Origin of the sequence: Pseudoalteromonas nanhaiensis (assembly GCF_051235485.1) — a bacterium.
Taxonomy (GTDB): domain Bacteria; phylum Pseudomonadota; class Gammaproteobacteria; order Enterobacterales; family Alteromonadaceae; genus Pseudoalteromonas; species Pseudoalteromonas lipolytica_C.
The window spans coordinates 24,304-41,500 of sequence record NZ_JBPNYQ010000029.1; the positions used below are offsets into that span (position 1 = coordinate 24,304).

Below are 17,197 nucleotides of genomic sequence, written 5' to 3' on the forward strand. Positions count from 1 at the left end.
TTGCGCATTTTTTATACCAGGCGAACGTTTTTTTATCATTTTTATCGAGAAAAGGCACTAGTTTGCTATGGTTAAACAGGGATGGATTAGCATACAATGGGGCAAAAGTAGTCCAAACAAGAGAGAACAACAATGGCCGCATTTGGTACTGTATTTATGCCACAAATGATCCAAGCACGTTTTGCTGATAACTCATGGAGTGAAAGCGCGCTGGTCCCATCTGATAAAATCGAATTACATGCGGGTGCACACGTATTACATTACTCAAGCACCTGTTTTGAAGGATTAAAAGCGTTTCGTCACGAAGATGGCTCGGTCTATATCTTTCGTATGGATGCTAACATTGCTCGTATGAAGCAAAGCTCTAAATTACTAAACTTACCTGACTTTGACGAAAGCATGCTTGAGCAAATGATCAAAGACATTGTTAAAGAGTATGCAGACGAAACACCAGCACCGCCGGGGTCTATGTATATTCGCCCAACTCACATTGGTACAGAAGCCGCAATTGGTAAAGCCGCTGCACCGTCAATGAGTTCCTTGCTTTATGTATTACTTTCGCCAGTGGGTGATTACTTTGCAGGTGGTGCTACTGCACTGCGTGTATTACTTGAAGAAGACGGCATGCGCTGTGCACCTCACATGGGTATGGTTAAAAGTGGTGGTAACTATGCAAGTGCATTAGGTCCAATCTTACAAGCTCGCTCTGAGCATCAAGCTGACCAAATTTTATTCTGCCCAGGTGGCGATGTTCAAGAAACCGGTGCTGCGAACTTTATTCTAATTGATGGTGATGAAATCATCACAAAAGCACTTGATAGCACATTCTTACACGGTGTGACCCGTAATAGTATTTTAACGATTGCGAAAGATTTAGGTATGACCGTATCTGAGCGTAACTTTACTGTGTCTGAGTTGCTTGAAAGAGCTGCTAAGCCGGGTACTGAAGCTGCATTATCAGGTACTGCTGCGGTACTGACGTCGGTTGGCACGCTTATTCATAACGACCAAGAGTTTAAAGTGGGGTCGGGTGAACCAGGTGAAAAAGTCGCTAAATTACGCCAAGCATTGAATGATATTCAATGGGGCAAATCAGCAGATACTCATGGCTGGTTAACAAAAGTATAATTACGCAAACAGTGTTTACTATTGCGAAAAATTAAAGGCCACGCTATTGCGTGGTTTTTTGTTTTTACATTGGTTTACAGCGCTTCCTGTGTTTGACCGCAAATAACTAGACATTCTTTTGTATTAACTTTACTTTCATTTTGTTAACAATAACTAAAAAGTAAAATTATTATGATTAAAAAAGTGCTTGCTTGTGCAATTGTGGTTGCACTGACGGGGTGTAGTGAATCTACCCCAACAAAAACAGAACAAACTATAAAAACTGCAGAGGTTAAAGCTGCTGTGAATTATCCAGAAACGAAAAAAGGCAATGTTGTTGATGAGTACTTCGGCCAGAAGGTAGCCGATCCGTATCGTTGGCTAGAAGACGACATGAGCGAAGAAACGGCGCAGTGGGTAAAAGCCGAAAATGACGTTACCTTTTCTTATCTTAAAAATATTCCTTATCGCGATGAGCTTAAAACCACACTTGAAAAGCTGATGAACTATGAAAAAGTCACAGCGCCATTTAAAGAGGGTGAGTACACTTACTTTTATAAAAACGATGGCTTGCAAAATCAGTATGTGGTTTACCGTAAAAAAGGTGACTCTGAAGCTGAAGTGTTTTTAGATCCAAATACTTTCAGCGCCGATGGCACAACCTCAATGTCGGGCTTAACTTTTACTGAAGATGGAAGTTTAGCTGCTTATCAAATTTCTGAAGGTGGTAGTGACTGGCGTAAAATTATCGTTATTGATACAGCGACTAAACAGCCTATTGAAGAGGCATTAGTCGATGTAAAGTTTAGCGGTATTTCGTGGTTTGGTAACGATGGCTTTTATTATTCAAGCTACGATAAGCCAAAAGGGAGTGAGCTGTCAGCAAAAACAGATCAACATAAGGTCTATTATCACAAGTTAGGCACAGCACAAGCTGATGACCAATTAGTCTATGGCGGTACAGAAGCACAGAAACATCGTTATATTGGCGCTGAGGTAACGCGTGATAATCGATACCTAATAATTGCTGCAAGTACTTCAACATCAGGTAATAAACTGTTTATCAAAGATTTAACTAAGCCTGACAGCAAGTTAGTAACCATTCTAGATAACACAGATTCAGATACATCAATTATCGATAATGACGGCTCGAAACTGTATTTAGTGACTAACTTAAATGCGCCAAATATGCGTGTAGTGACAGTTGATGCCGCTGATCCAAGCCCAGAAAATTGGCAAGATTTAATTCCTGAAACTGACCATGTACTTAGTATTTCAAAAGGCGGTGACTATTTCTTTGCTAAGTATATGGTTGATGCGATTTCGCAAGTAAAACAGTACGATAAGTCAGGTAAACTAGTGCGTGACATTCGTTTACCGGGTGTGGGCACCGCATACGGCTTTAGCGGTAAGCACGACGCTGAAACGCTTTATTATTCATTTACCAATTACACCACACCAGGCAACATCTATTCATTTAATGTTGATTCTGGCCAGTCTGATGTATATCGCAAGTCGGGCGCTCAATTTAATAGCGAACAATACACATCTGAACAAGTGTTCTACACATCTAAAGATGGCACTAAAGTTCCGATGATTATTTCATACAAAAAAGGCACTGAGCTTAACGGTAAAAACCCAACAATTTTATATGGCTATGGTGGCTTTAATGTAAGTTTAACACCAAGCTATAGCCCAACTGTTGCCGCTTGGCTTGAGCATGGTGGCGTGTATGCTGTTGCTAATATTCGTGGTGGTGGTGAATACGGTAAAGAGTGGCATGTAAATGGTACACAGCTTAAAAAGCAAAATGTTTTTGACGATTTTATTGCTGCTGCAGAATACCTTAATGAAAAACAATTCAGCTCACCTGATTACCTAGCGGTACGTGGTGGCTCTAATGGTGGCTTATTAGTTGGTGCGGTTATGACGCAGCGCCCTGAGCTATTTAAAGTAGCACTGCCTGCTGTAGGTGTATTAGATATGTTGCGTTATCACACCTTTACTGCCGGTGCTGGTTGGGCGTATGACTACGGCACCAGTGAGCAAAGTAAAGAAATGTTCGAGTACTTAAAAGGCTACTCGCCAGTTCACAATGTTAAAGAAGGTGTTAGCTACCCTGCAACGTTAGTGACAACAGGGGATCATGACGACCGTGTTGTGCCTGCGCATTCATTTAAGTTTGCGGCTGAGCTACAAGAAAAAGGTGCGAAACAAAATCCGTATCTAATTCGTATTGAAACAAATGCAGGTCATGGTGCAGGAACACCAACCAGTAAAATTATTGATCAATACGCTGATATTTATGGCTTTACCTTATACAACATGGGTGTTAAATCGCTATAAGATAATATTTACTCAACTAAAATAAAAACGCCGAGCTTAAGCTCGGCGTTTTTATAGCAATTGCTATAAATCTATACCCAGTGCGAAAATCATTTTGTAATCTTCTTTTTCGGGGACTACACCATTTTCATCGGCTATCGGGTCGGATAGATAATCCCAGACTAATGAAATATCAAAATCAATGTCATCAGTAACGTCTATTTCAAAGCTTGCCATTGCATACTGTGAATCGCCACCAGTGTCTTCACTGGCTGTCAAATATCGATAGTTAAAACTAAAATCGATATTTTTGGTTACTTCCAGTTCGTAATTAGTGCCAACAAAATAAGACATTGAAGAATTTGATTTATCTTCACCATTTGCAACGGTATCAAACTCTGTTTTTTGATAAGCAGGACCTGTTGAAAAGTCCCACTCAATTTTGTCGGTATCCATTACGTAATAACCTACACCCGCACCTACAGTGTATTTATTGGCAATGTTTTGAAATGGGTCACGATAGTATTCAAAGAAAATAGGGCGAAAATACATTTTTTGCGTATAAAACCAGTCGAAGGTTCCATTTGCTCGTATGTTATTTTTAGTGACTTGCTCATCGCTGGTGGTGCGATACCCTAAAAATTCAGCTAAAAAGCGACTCGACGCTGTTCTGCGTTTGATATCGGCTCTGGCTGAATATTCAGTTTGATCAGTATTACCTCGAGATAGGTCGGCGCCTAATGATATTTTTACTGTCCAAGCACTAAGCTCACTATCAATTGACGGAGCGATAGAGACTAAATCACGATAACGATACTTAGCAGGAGCATCACCTACTTTTACATAACCACCCGATATATTTAGTGTGCCGCTGAGTTCTTCACCATCATTAAAACGAACTGTGTGATGACGTTCAGAAATAATCATGTAGATATCTTCGCGGTCGATCATCAGGGTATCGAGTACGTCGCTATCGAATTCGAGCTCCTTATCGTACATTGAAACGAGCTCACCTTTGAGCCATTCACCAGAGTTAAGTCGGATCCAATCAAAATGAGTGGCATCTTTTATGATTATGCCGCGTTCTTCAAGTAGTGGATCAGGAAGTGATTCTGCTGCATAGCCTGTAAATGGGCTAGCAACTAATAAACCAAGAAGCAGGTGTTTTTTGAGCATTATTTCAATCCATGTTTAATAAAACCAGCCCACGTTACTTTAGACTCAAATTGAGCAGGAATACCTACAAAGCTCATCAAAGTATTCGTGTCTCAAGCTGCCCATAAGGTAAGCAGATTGGCTAAAATCCATAAAGAATTAGTAGGTTATTTGCTAAAATAACCTACTTAATTTTAGAACATAATATTTAGCTGTTCAAAAAATAGTTAGGCTGAGGGTAAAAATAATCGTTGATAGGTTTTATATGCATACTCGTCACTCATACCTGATAAGTAATCACAGATCACCCGCATTGCATTACCATTATTGTTGTGTGCGTTTAACCACATCTCTTGAGTTGTTTCTGGTAATAAACGCATCGGGTCGCTAGCAAAAGCGCTAAATAATTCTATAAGCAGGTTTTGCCCTTTAAATTCAACCTGTTGCATTTTAGGTTCACGAATTAAACGCTTGAATACGAATTGTTTGAGCACATTGAGTATTTTTGAAAACTCATCAGGCAGGCTAACGGTATATTGTAAAATCTCTGATTCGAATTCGTTATTTTGTACCTCTAAAGAGGCATGGATAATAAATGTATTTACTAACTCACCAATGGCGTCTTTGCGTTCATATTCATGATGTGAGAAAAGCCTTGCGGTAATTGCACTTAAATGAGTTGTTAACCAAGGTGAATTGAGTTCTTGTAATTGAATAAGTGCATGGTTTTGCCAATCAGCAAACGTTAGTACTTCAGTGGCAATCGCATCTTCTAGGTCATGAACTGCATAGGCAATATCATCTGCCAATTCCATTATTGCAGAGTCAATAGACTTATAATGAGTTTTAGACCTAAACTCATCCACCTTGTAGTGGCTAGTCAATAATGCTTTGTCGTTTTGTGATAGCGGCGCAATAATCCAATTAAAAACATCGTTATCATCTTTGTAAAGCCCTTTAGCCGGTCGCCAGTGATCGGCTTTTATGAAACTTCGCGTATCAGATGATGGTGGGATGGTATGCCATACATCATCAATAAACGCAGGGTACTTGATAAATCCCAACAAAGTCCGGCGCGTTAGGTTCATACCATAACCGTTGCTGTAGGGTTCAAGTTTAGAAACAATGCGTAAAGTTTGCGCATTGCCTTCAAATCCACCATGCTCGCGCATCATGTAGTTTAAAGCTATTTCACCACCATGACCAAAAGGTGGATGGCCAATGTCGTGAGCAAGACATAAGGTTTCGAGTAAGCTGCCACTCGGGAAGTGTGCAAATTCAGGGTGCTGTTTTTTTAAATGGCGCAGCAAACCACTGCCGATTTGTGCAACTTCAAGGGAGTGGGTTAGGCGAGTGCGGTAAAAGTCGTTTAGGCCAATACCCATAATTTGAGTCTTTGCTTGTAAACGTCTGAAAGCAGCGGCATGGATTATACGAGAGCGGTCAACTTGCCATGGTGAGCGGTTGTCATTGGGACGATATTTTTGTTGATCTATAATTCGTGCTTGCCAAGGTTGGCACATAATAAAAAAGCCTATGGTTTCGCGACTGAGTTAATGAAAGTATACGCAACCGCTTGAAAATTGCGAGTATATTGAATGTATTATGAGACTTTTTAAATACGATTGAGGTGAAAAAATAGCACCGAATTCGCCAAAGATTGGCTTGTTTGATATACTCCGCCTTTGTATGTGTGTGATGTTACCGCACATGAGTAGTAGTTTACTTGAGAGAATACATGCTTAAATACGTTTTTCAAATTTTACTAGCTGCCTTTTTTACTTGGGCACTGTTGTCACCTTTTATAGATAATGAAAGTGATGTTGACGTATCTTCACAAGATCTTGCAACTAGCAAGGGCAGCCAGCAAACTATAAAAAAAGAGAAGCCATTACATAATGTTAAACTCCCTGATTTTGCTGCGTTCAGTGATGTAAAAGAGAAGAAACATGCATTTTTTGATTTTATACGCCCGCATGTTGAGGCTGAAAATAAGAAAATTTTGCAGCAAAGAGCAACATTAGAAATAGCTCGCATGATGCTGGAATATAATGAGCCTTTAACAGTTAAACAAAAATCAGATATAAAGAAAATCCTTACCAGTTATAAGCTGCCGACGACGATTGATGTACTGTCACTATCCCAGGCATTACGCCGTGTTGATATTATTCCAAAAGAACTTGCTTTGATGCAGGCTGCGAATGAATCGGCTTGGGGAACATCGCGATTTGCACGAATTGGCCTTAACTTTTTTGGTCAGTGGTGCTACAAAAAAGGTTGCGGTATGGTACCACGCCGTCGTGCTGATGAAGCTGCTCATGAAGTAACGGCTTTTAAGTCTGTAAGAGCTGCTGTAAGCTCTTACTTTAAAAACATTAATACTCATGCGGCATACAAAGATTTACGTTCAATCAGAGCAGATTTACGCTGTCAACAAAAGCCTATTGAAGCCACAGTTTTAACGCAGGGCTTGTTATCTTATTCTGAGCGACGAGAAGCTTACATTGAAGAGTTAAACACAATGATAAATCAAAACAGAGCATATTTTGATGAATAAAATTATGTCATGTTTCAAGGCGGTAGTGTTAGCCGCTACCTTAGGTGCTTCTGTAGTAACAGCAACCGCAGGCGAGTTTGTTGTTGCATACGATGGCTTTTATGACCGCCTTAAAGTGGTTAACAAAGGTGACTTTCAGTACGCGCAAGTAAACTTTTATTTATCTGACATTGCTACAAATGATGTATGCAAAATTAAGTCAGGGAAAATAATAACAGAACAACAAGAATTTGATCTTACCTATACAGATCAAGCCCAGTTGTTGCTACCGTTTGATAAACAACTCGATACAGATAAGGCTGTAATTGTCGTACAACCTGAGAATCCTCAGCATGATTGCCAATTAAAGCTACAAATTGAAGCAACCAACCTGAGTGAGTTTGCACTGACAAAAGCAAACCTATATGAGTTAAATGAAGAGTTTGATGAATTGCTATCTGATTTATCAGGATTCTTCGTCAGTAAATTAATGTGGTTTTTGTTGCCAGAGCAACAGGGAGTTGTGCTTAAATTTGCGGATGAAAATGTGGCAATATCAGAGGCTGATAATTGCAAGCAAAGCCGTTGTGCAATAATGGTGACTGATGATTGGCAAGACAATCAAACAAAACTGCAAACAAGTGCTCGGTTGATCAGCGCAACCCCATGGATTGTTAAATAACTGCATCAACAACACGCCTTGTGCGTATGTAAACTGTGCCATATGAGGGAGCTTTTTATGCTCCCTCATTTATTTTAGCCTGTTTTTATATTTAATTAACCCTTTCATCAACAAGTATTGTTCTAATACTATCTTCTCTATTTTTATTTTCTTTACTACTCTTATTTTATTGGTTTTAAGTTAGGTAAGATAAAAATAATGAGTAAAAAAATATAGCTTCAACTAATTTAGGTAGTTTTCTTACAATAAAAGATCTTAAGGTGTGAAATTTAATTATTATTTATTAATTACTTATGTTCTTGACTATTTAATGTTAGTAATTTTGTTTGCTAATTTAAAGCTAACTAAAAATTATTAAATATACTCCTTGGTGTTGTTAGTAAAAAATAACTAAATTAAATATTTTTAAGAGTTTTCTATATCGATAAATAATAGATGTAGATCAATAAATAATGCTGCAACTGGCATAAAGTAAAAATATACAGTTCTTAATGAAGGTACGTAAATATTTACTAAAAAGGAGTTGCCATGCAGACAGTAAACGTCGAATCAGTATTAATTAAGCCTACAAAAGTAAGTAAGGGAAAAACTAAACAGGATGTTGTATTTGACTTAAATGTAAAGAACCCAAATTTAAAATGGAATGCTGATGGCCTATATCCATACAAGCGTAAAATGGATGTTGTAGAGTATGAGCGCCATAAACATGAACTTCAAATTGAGCTATTAAAAATGCAAGGTTGGGTGAAAGAGACTAACCAACAAATTGTTATTTTATTTGAAGGCCGTGACGCAGCAGGAAAGGGTGGAACAATAAAGCGCTTTATGGAGCACTTAAATCCGCGTGGGGCGCATGTTGTAGCACTTGAAAAACCCACTACCCGTGAACGTGATCAATGGTATTTTCAACGTTATATCAATCATCTACCAGCAAAGGGAGAAATAATTCTGTTTGACCGTTCTTGGTATAATCGCGCTGGCGTAGAGAAGGTCATGGGGTTTTGTGAAGACCAAGAATACCTCGAATTTATGCGGCAAACACCTCAGCTTGAACGCATGTTAGTTAACAGTGGTATTAAATTATTTAAATATTGGTTTTCTGTGAGTAGAGAAGAGCAATTTAGACGCTTTAAATCACGCCAAAACGATCCTTTAAAGCAATGGAAACTGAGCCCGGTTGATATGGCATCATTAGCTAAATGGCATGACTACAGTGCAGCAAAAGACGCCATGATGTTTCATACCCATACTAAAGACGCACCGTGGACTCAAATTCGTTCTGATGACAAAAAACGTGGTCGTATTAACTGCATGCGTCACTTTTTAAGTTGTTTAGATTATCCAGGCAAAGACCATGAAATTGTTGATCAAGTTGACCCATTAATTGTTGGTGAACCAACAAAAATGTCTCAACGTTAAGATTAGGAGAGTGAAATGGAAATTACAGATCCAATGTATGATGAGCGCCTAGCAAAGTTAGAGAAGAGCCTCGCTAAAAGTAAAAAAGAAGTTCAAAGAACCGCTGCGATTGCAAAAGAGGCCGCTGAACAAGCTCAAGCAGCCGTTGATAAAGCAAACGAAGCTGAAAGTCTTGCTAAGAATGCTCAAAAACGTCTTAAAGCAGCTAAAAAGCAACTAAAAGAGGCCATAGTGCTAAAGATAGCGCAAAAGAAAGCATCAAAAAAATCTGCCATTAAACGCGCTAAACGTATGGCTAAAAACAAAAAGGCGAAAACAGCAAACGCTTAGTTATAAGTTAAAACTGAATCGTAGCCATTGTTATATGTTGTGGTTTATGAACAGCTGACTAGGTGTAAGGAATAATATCAGTTGGCAGTCATGCTTAATCATTTAAGAGATTAAAGCTTTTTAACAGCTTTAAAAATTACTTATTTATGACTGTATGGATGTAGTAATTAGCGCAATGTTGAGGCAATTTTCGAGAACAAGTAGATAACGAAGTTTGTGTCTTGTTATCAGCCAGTTTATTGCATCAAAGTAGACGGTTTAATTAAGCGAATTGGTATAAAAAAGAGAGTTGCTCTTTTGCTAAGGCTCATAGAGCCTCAGCAATCGAGATAACTCTCTTATTTTTTAGAAGATTAGCGAGTTCTAACGAATTACACTAATTTTGCTAAAATATCGTTAAATGTTGTGCTTGGGCGCATTGCTTTGAATGCAAGCTCATCATTTGGTTGGAAATAACCACCCACATCCATTGCTGAACCTTGTGCATCGTTCAACTCAGTGATGATTTGCTCTTTTTGAGCTTCTAAATCAGTAGCGATTTGCGTGAATTGCGCTTTTAATTCCGCGTCATCATTTTGTGCAGCAAGTTCTTGTGCCCAGAATAATGAAAGGAAGAAGTGCGAACCACGGTTATCAATCTCTTTCACTTTACGTGAAGGTGATTTGTTTTCAGCTAAGAAAGTACCTGTAGCTTTGTCTAGTGTATCAGCAAGTACTTGAGCTTTCTTGTTACCTGTATTAACTGCTAGATGCTCTAAAGAAGCTGCAAGCGCTAAGAACTCACCTAAAGAATCCCAACGTAAGTGGTTTTCTTTTTCGAATTGTTGAACGTGCTTAGGCGCTGAACCACCTGCACCTGTTTCGAATAAACCACCACCATTCATAAGTGGTACGATTGAAAGCATTTTAGCACTTGTACCAAGCTCAAGAATCGGGAATAAGTCAGTTAGGTAGTCACGTAAAACGTTACCAGTTACTGAAATTGTGTCTTTACCTTCTTTGATGCGCTCTAATGAGAATTTAGTCGCTTCAATCGGTGCTAAAATGTGGATCTCAAGACCATCAGTATCATGTTGTGGCAGATACGCGTTTACTTTTTTGATTAATTCAGCATCGTGTGCACGGTTTTCGTCTAACCAGAAAACTGCCGGTGTGTTAGTTGCGCGAGCGCGGTTAACAGCAAGTTTAACCCAATCTTGAATTGGTGCGTCTTTTACCTGACACATACGCCAGATATCGCCTTGCTCAACAGCATGCTCAAGTAATGTTGTGCCAGCTGTGTCTACTACACGGATTTTACCAGCTGCTGTAACTTCAAACGTTTTGTCGTGTGAACCGTACTCTTCAGCTTTTTGCGCCATAAGACCAACGTTAGGTACGCTACCCATTGTTGTTGGATCGAATGCACCGTTTTCTTTACAGAAATCGATAGTTGCTTGGTAAACACCTGAGTAACAACGATCTGGAATTACAAAGCTTGTGTCTTGTAATTTGCCTTCGCTGTTCCACATTTGACCGCTTGAACGAATTGCAGCAGGCATTGATGCATCGATGATTACATCGCTTGGAACGTGAAGGTTTGTGATACCACGGTCAGAATCAACCATAGCAATAGCAGGGTTGTTGTCGTATACAGCTTGGATATCAGCTTCGATTTCAGCTTTTTTAGCTGCGTCTAGGCTTTCGATTTTTGAGAATACATCGCCAAAGCCGTTGTTTACGTCAACATCTAGTTCTTTGAAAAGATCAGCGTGTTTTGTAAATACGTCTTTGAAGAATACTTTTACAGCGTGACCGAAGATGATTGGATCAGACACTTTCATCATGGTTGCTTTCATATGTAACGAGAACAACACGCCTTTGTCTTTCGCAGCTTGAATTTCTTTAGCAAGGAAAGCTTGAAGTTTAGCGGCACTCATACAAGAAGCATCAATAACTTCGCCAGCTAATAGTGGCGTGCTTGCTTTAAGAACCGTAATATCGCCGTTTTCAGCAACATGTTCGATACGCACGTCAGTTGCTTCAGCTACCGTTACTGATTGCTCAGAACCGAAGAAGTCACCTTCTTCCATGCTTGCAACGTAAGATTGAGAATCTTTGCTCCACGCACCCATTGAGTGTGGATTGTTGCGAGCGTATTCTTTAACTGAACTAGGTGCACGACGGTCAGAGTTACCTTCACGAAGAACCGGGTTTACAGCAGAACCTTTGATTTTGTCGTAAGTTGCTTTGATTTTCTTTTCTTCATCAGTTTTTGGCTCTGATGGATAATCAGGTAAAGCGTAGCCTTTCGCTTGCAACTCTTTGATTACAGCACGTAACTGAGGAATAGACGCACTGATGTTTGGTAGTTTGATAATGTTAGCTTCAGGTGTTTTAGCCATATCACCTAATTCAGCAAGTGCATCATCAATTCGTTGTTCTTCAGTTAAATACTCAGGGAAGTTGGCAATTACACGGCCCGCTAATGAAATATCGCGAGTTTCAACTTCAACACCTGCAGCGTTTGTGTACGCTTGGATGATTGGTAACAATGAATACGTAGCAAGAGCTGGCGCTTCATCTGTTTTAGTATAGATAATTTTTGATGTCATCATCATTCCTAGATAGTTGGCGTAATGTTTGATTGTAACTGCGCTAACAGTAACCCTTAATTAGCCATATTCAACAATGCAATTATACTGCTATGGTATATCAAGTCTTAAATATAAGTATTTCGATATAACGACAGCAAGCAGTCTGTTAGCTGTTGCAACTTAATACAGAGTATCAAAATAACCACAGCTGACAGACTGTAAAATTCTTATAGCTCAAAGGAGCTAGCTTTGAAATTAGCCAAAAGCCTTACGTCAAAATGACGAAAAAGCTAAATTTAAGCAACAAGAGTGTAACAAGCTTGGCTCTAAAGGGCTAATAACAATTAAACTATTGGGGTAAAGAAATGGAATTTCAAGTTGAAAATAAAAATCAGTGGGAGATAGGGAAGTAAGCGAGGATCTTAACAAGGTCGCTCGCTTGGTACTCGAATAGGTTCACCTAAGAGATCTCATCGTTAGGCGCAATATTCGTTGCGTGTAACCCTTTAGGACCTTGTTGCAATTCGAATGTTACATCTTGACCAGCTTTAAGTGTTTTATAACCGTCCATTACAATCGTTGAGTAATGAGCGAATATATCAGTCTCGCTGCCGTCTTCTACGATAAAACCAAAACCTTTGGCATTGTTGAACCATTTGACTTTTCCACAAGCCATACTTCTACATCCTTCTATAAGTTGACTAATTTAGTTATTCTAAACCGTGTAATTTGCTAGACTGACTAATGATTAATCAATCTATCTTTGACTGTAGTTTATTTGGCCAATCAGTCAAGTGTTTTGGGCTATTTTTTAACAATTTATTTATTTTTTTATTCAAGTTTGCTTGAGTTCTAAAGACAAGACTATATTTATTATGAGTGGTATGAAAGATTCTGGTGTTATTGATACAGTTCGCGATAGTGAAAAGCAAAAATTGCAGCCGCCGCGAAAATATAAAGTCATTTTAAACAATGATGATTACACGCCTATGGACTTTGTGATAGAAGTACTTATGACGTTTTTTAATATGGATAGCGATAGAGCAACAGATGTGATGCTTCAAGTTCATCATAACGGTAAAGCAATATGCGGTGTTTACAGTGCCGATGTAGCCCATACCAAAGCTGAGCAAGTTAATCGTTACGCACGAGATAACGAGCATCCACTGCTTTGTAGTTGTGAGCAGGAATAAATACCAAGGTAGGGTGAACCGATTAACCCGTCACAACGGTATATAAAATATTATCTCAGTAAGGGGTTGCCAATGCTAAACAAAGACTTAGAACTAACTCTGAATGCGGCGTTTCGCGAAGCGAGAACGCGTCGGCATGAATTTATGACCGTCGAGCATCTTTTACTTGCGCTGCTCGATAACCCTTCTGCTGGAGAAGCGCTAAACGCCTGTGGTGTTGATATGGGCGCATTAAAAGTTGAATTATCAGAATTCATTGATGAAACCACGCCTGTGATTCCTGATCTTGAAGAAGACAGAGAAACACAGCCAACATTAGGTTTTCAGCGAGTATTACAGCGCGCTGTATTTCATGTGCAATCATCAGGCAAAAATGAAGTTACTGGCGTGAACGTGCTGGTTGCTATTTTTTCTGAGCAAGAAAGCCAAGCGGTTTATTTACTGAAAAAAGCCGACATTAACCGTTTGGATATTGTGAATTTCATTTCGCATGGTATTTCTAAAACTGATGACGATCTTGGTGGTGAAGACCATGATGATATCCATGAAGAAGTGCAAGAAGTGCAGGGTGAAGAACCAACAAAACTCGAAAACTTTACAACGAACCTTAACCAACAAGCTATCGACGGTAACATTGACCCATTAGTAGGCCGCGATAACGAAGTTGAAAGAACAGTTCAGGTATTATGCCGTCGTAAGAAAAATAACCCACTACTGGTTGGTGAAGCAGGGGTTGGTAAAACAGCGATTGCAGAAGGCCTTGCTTATCGCATTGTCAATAAAGAAGTGCCGGAAGTCATCGCTGACGCGGTGGTTTATTCACTTGATATGGGGGCGTTGCTTGCCGGTACTAAATACCGGGGTGATTTTGAAAAACGTTTCAAATCACTATTGAAAGAGCTACAAGCAAAGCCTGGCTCAATTTTATTCATTGATGAAATCCACACTATCATTGGTGCAGGTGCTGCATCGGGTGGGGTAATGGATGCATCAAACCTTATTAAACCGCTGCTTTCAAGCGGTAAGCTTCGCTGTATGGGTTCTACAACCTATAACGAGTTTAAAAATATCTTTGAAAAAGACCGTGCTTTAGTACGTCGTTTTCAAAAGATTGATGTGCTTGAACCAAGCGTGGCTGATACCACAAAAATTCTTAACGGCTTAAAAGAACGTTACGAAGAGCATCATGGTATTCGTTACACGCAAAAAGCGCTTAAAGCAGCTGCTGAGTTAAGTGCAAAATACATTAATGAGCGTCATTTACCTGATAAGGCAATTGATGTCATCGATGAAGCTGGTGCAAATCAACGTTTGCAACCAGCATCGAAACGTAAAAAAACCATTGGTGTGGCAGATATTGAGTTAATTGTATCTAAAATGGCTCGTATTCCGCAGCAAAGTGTTTCGTCAAGTGATAAAGAAACGCTGAAAAATCTTGATCGCAACTTAAAGATGCTGGTGTTTGGTCAAGACCAATCTATCGATGCACTGACATCTGCTATCCGCTTATCTCGTTCTGGTCTTGCCAATGAAGATAAACCGATTGGCTCGTTCTTATTTGCTGGCCCAACAGGGGTTGGTAAAACAGAGGTTACTAAGCAGCTTGCTAAGTGCATGGGCGTTGAGTTTATACGGTTTGATATGTCTGAGTATGTTGAGCGTCATGCGGTGAGCCGTTTGATTGGTGCACCTCCTGGCTATGTAGGTTTTGAACAAGGCGGCCTACTGACAGAGGCAGTGATTAAAAACCCGCATGCGGTTGTGCTTTTGGATGAAATTGAGAAAGCTCATTCCGATATTTACAACATTCTACTGCAGGTTATGGATCATGGCACATTAACCGATAACAATGGTCGTAAAGCAGACTTTAGAAATGTAGTACTAGTTATGACAACTAATGCTGGTGTGCAAGAGACTGTTCGTAAATCAATCGGGTTTACTGAGCAAGATCATTCTCATGATGCGATGAGTGAAATTAACAAGGTATTTTCGCCTGAGTTTAGAAACCGTTTAGATAATATCATTTGGTTTAACCACCTTGAGAAAGAGGTTATCTTGCAAGTGGTTGATAAATTCATTGTTGAATTACAAGCGCAACTTGATAAGAAGTCAGTTAATCTTGAGCTTACCTCTAAAGCTAGAGAGTGGTTGGCAGATAAAGGCTACGATAAGGCAATGGGGGCACGTCCGATGGCACGTGTTATCCAAGATGAGCTTAAAAAGCCACTGGCAAATGCAATCTTATTTGGTGAATTAGCCGATGGTGGTTCGGTTAAGGTCTCGGTGAAGGATAAAAAGATTCACTTTGACTTTGAGACTAGCCTAGAAACAGCTTAAGTTGATTCTTAACTGAAAACAAAAAGCCCAGCAATTGCTGGGCTTTTTGTTTATTAAATGGAATTAAAACTAAGTTAGTTTTAACACCATTTAACAAACGCTTTTAGCTCTTTGTAATAAACACACCTGCTCACTCAAAGCAGCAAAAAGCTAAATTTCTCGTTATCGCACTAACTTAGCGAGCACGGAATACGATGCGACCTTTCGATAAATCGTAAGGAGTCATTTCTACGGTTACTTTGTCGCCAGTTAAAATGCGGATGTAGTTTTTGCGCATTTTACCAGAGATATGAGCCACAACTACGTGACCGTTTTCTAGCTCAACTCGGAACATTGTATTTGGTAAAGTATCAAGGACCGTACCTTGCATTTCGATTACGTCTTCTTTCGCCATGTTTAGCGTAACACCTCTTTAATAGTTAAACGCTGCAGATTTTGCCGAAAATACGGCAATAAGTAAAGCTACAGGGCTCAAATTTGTCAATTAAATCGCCAACCACTGATCGCCAATATGCTTTTGTGCCGGCAAAAATTGAGTTTTATATTTCATTTTGTTGCATTCATCGATTTGATAACCCAAATAGACAAATTCTTTTGCTTGTTGTTTTGCAAACTCAATTTGTTTCATGATCATAATACTGCCGATACTGTATTGTTCATAATCTGGGTCAAAAAAAGTATAGATAGCTGAAAGTGAATTCTTCATACAATCGGTAACCGCGACTGCGACTAACCGATCTTCATCACGCAACTCAATAAAAGTCACAGGAAGCCATTTGCAAAATAAAAAGCTCGCGTATTGATTTTGCTCGGGAGGATACATAGAGCCATCTTGGTGTCTTTGCGTGATGTACTTACTGTACAGTGGGTAATACTCAGCACGTTCATGATCACTATAGCTAACAGTAAAGCGCTTGTTGGCTTTATTCATTTTACGCTTTTGCGATTTTGAAGGAGTAAATTGCTGTGCAAGCACCCGCACTGAGTTACAAGCATTACAACTTGGGCAGTGGGGACGATAAATCTGATCACCACTTCGTCTAAACCCTAAAGCAAGTAGTTCCTCAAACCTATCAGGGCCATAACAACTTGGATCAAGAATAACCAATAGTTGTTCTTGGCGATTTGGTAAATAACTACAATCAAATTGTTGGCTTAAACCTAGTCTTGCGGGTAAATGCTCAGTCATAAATATCAATCAACTCTTGCGGTTGCCACATACTTGCTGTGGGGATATAGCTATGGGCTAATTTAAGTCTAGTTAAAAATTCTCTACGTGGAATAACTTTTGCGCCTAAAGTGATCAAATAGGGGTTTTCTAATTGACAATCGATAAAATGGGCGTGGTGTTTTTTTAGCCAGTTAACTAATGCCCACATCGCAAGTTTAGAACCATTGCTGATGGTATGAAACATGGATTCACCACAAAATATACCGTTTTGCATGATGCCATACAAACCAGCAACTAGTACTCTTTCACATATATTTTGATCAGTTGCCCCTACTTAAATTCAGGTAACTGATCTTTTTCAATCAA

The 17,197-nt window shown here is 39.3% G+C and carries 13 protein-coding genes and 2 pseudogenes; 8 read left to right on the forward strand and 7 right to left on the reverse strand.

The annotated features are described in order from the left end of the window. Positions 1-126 precede the first annotated feature (126 nt). Both ACSFVZ_RS18375 and ACSFVZ_RS18380 read left to right on the forward strand, forming a co-directional pair. A pseudogene (locus ACSFVZ_RS18375) lies at positions 127-1,128 on the forward strand (branched-chain amino acid aminotransferase); the annotation flags it as partial. A 171-nt stretch (positions 1,129-1,299) separates the two neighbouring features. After that, on the forward strand, positions 1,300-3,453 hold the full coding sequence (locus ACSFVZ_RS18380) for a prolyl oligopeptidase family serine peptidase (RefSeq protein WP_435559385.1): 2,154 nt from the start codon (positions 1,300-1,302) through the stop codon (positions 3,451-3,453). Positions 3,454-3,516: 63 nt separating this feature from the next. On the opposite strand, the gene ACSFVZ_RS18385 is transcribed toward ACSFVZ_RS18380, so the two are convergent. Beyond that, entirely contained in the window at positions 3,517-4,608 is a 1,092-nt protein-coding gene (locus tag ACSFVZ_RS18385) for a DUF481 domain-containing protein (protein ID WP_235382469.1), read from the reverse strand. A 206-nt stretch (positions 4,609-4,814) separates the two neighbouring features. Beyond that, entirely contained in the window at positions 4,815-6,110 is a 1,296-nt protein-coding gene (locus ACSFVZ_RS18390) for an anti-phage deoxyguanosine triphosphatase (RefSeq protein ID WP_435559386.1), read from the reverse strand. Between the two features lie 215 nt (positions 6,111-6,325). On the opposite strand from ACSFVZ_RS18390, the gene ACSFVZ_RS18395 reads away from it, so the two are divergent. From ACSFVZ_RS18395 to ACSFVZ_RS18410, 4 genes are all read left to right on the forward strand, one after another. Continuing rightward, positions 6,326-7,144, forward strand: coding sequence for a glucosaminidase domain-containing protein (locus ACSFVZ_RS18395; RefSeq protein ID WP_435559387.1), 819 nt, complete (start codon positions 6,326-6,328; stop codon positions 7,142-7,144). Beyond that, positions 7,137-7,805, forward strand: a complete 669-nt coding sequence (locus tag ACSFVZ_RS18400; RefSeq protein ID WP_435559388.1) for a DUF2987 domain-containing protein — start codon at positions 7,137-7,139, stop codon at positions 7,803-7,805. The genes ACSFVZ_RS18395 and ACSFVZ_RS18400 overlap by 8 nt, the downstream gene beginning before the upstream one ends. Before the next feature lie 528 nt (positions 7,806-8,333). Then, the gene (gene ppk2, locus ACSFVZ_RS18405; protein WP_135924996.1) at positions 8,334-9,224 is read left to right on the forward strand and encodes a polyphosphate kinase 2; all 891 of its coding nucleotides are present in this window, start codon (positions 8,334-8,336) and stop codon (positions 9,222-9,224) included. A 15-nt stretch (positions 9,225-9,239) separates the two neighbouring features. After that, positions 9,240-9,554: a hypothetical protein gene (locus ACSFVZ_RS18410; RefSeq protein ID WP_135924994.1), complete on the forward strand. Its 315-nt coding sequence runs from the start codon at positions 9,240-9,242 to the stop codon at positions 9,552-9,554. Positions 9,555-9,925: 371 nt separating this feature from the next. On the opposite strand, the gene ACSFVZ_RS18415 is transcribed toward ACSFVZ_RS18410, so the two are convergent. Both ACSFVZ_RS18415 and cspD read right to left on the reverse strand, forming a co-directional pair. Further along, positions 9,926-12,148 carry an NADP-dependent isocitrate dehydrogenase gene (locus tag ACSFVZ_RS18415; RefSeq protein ID WP_138558901.1) on the reverse strand — a complete coding sequence of 741 codons (2,223 nt, stop codon included), beginning with the start codon at positions 12,146-12,148 and terminating at the stop codon, positions 9,926-9,928. A gap of 442 nt (positions 12,149-12,590) precedes the next feature. Then, positions 12,591-12,806 (reverse strand): cold shock domain-containing protein CspD, encoded by a 216-nt coding sequence (cspD, locus tag ACSFVZ_RS18420; protein WP_036968098.1) that lies wholly within the window; start codon positions 12,804-12,806, stop codon positions 12,591-12,593. A 208-nt stretch (positions 12,807-13,014) separates the two neighbouring features. Between cspD and clpS the strand changes: the two genes are divergently transcribed. Then, the gene (clpS, locus tag ACSFVZ_RS18425; RefSeq protein WP_171040478.1) at positions 13,015-13,323 is read left to right on the forward strand and encodes an ATP-dependent Clp protease adapter ClpS; all 309 of its coding nucleotides are present in this window, start codon (positions 13,015-13,017) and stop codon (positions 13,321-13,323) included. A 72-nt stretch (positions 13,324-13,395) separates the two neighbouring features. Further along, entirely contained in the window at positions 13,396-15,660 is a 2,265-nt protein-coding gene (gene clpA, locus ACSFVZ_RS18430; RefSeq protein WP_135924985.1) for an ATP-dependent Clp protease ATP-binding subunit ClpA, read from the forward strand. Between the two features lie 175 nt (positions 15,661-15,835). On the opposite strand, the gene infA is transcribed toward clpA, so the two are convergent. From infA to ACSFVZ_RS18445, 3 genes and pseudogenes are all read right to left on the reverse strand, one after another. After that, positions 15,836-16,054: a translation initiation factor IF-1 gene (infA, locus tag ACSFVZ_RS18435; RefSeq protein WP_002962494.1), complete on the reverse strand. Its 219-nt coding sequence runs from the start codon at positions 16,052-16,054 to the stop codon at positions 15,836-15,838. 90 nt (positions 16,055-16,144) lie between these two features. Then, on the reverse strand, positions 16,145-16,849 hold the full coding sequence (locus ACSFVZ_RS18440; protein ID WP_435559389.1) for an arginyltransferase: 705 nt from the start codon (positions 16,847-16,849) through the stop codon (positions 16,145-16,147). Beyond that, positions 16,842-17,129 (reverse strand): annotated as a pseudogene (locus ACSFVZ_RS18445) (leucyl/phenylalanyl-tRNA--protein transferase); the annotation flags it as partial. The gene ACSFVZ_RS18440 and the pseudogene ACSFVZ_RS18445, both read right to left, overlap by 8 nt. Between the last annotated feature and the right edge of the window lie 68 nt (positions 17,130-17,197).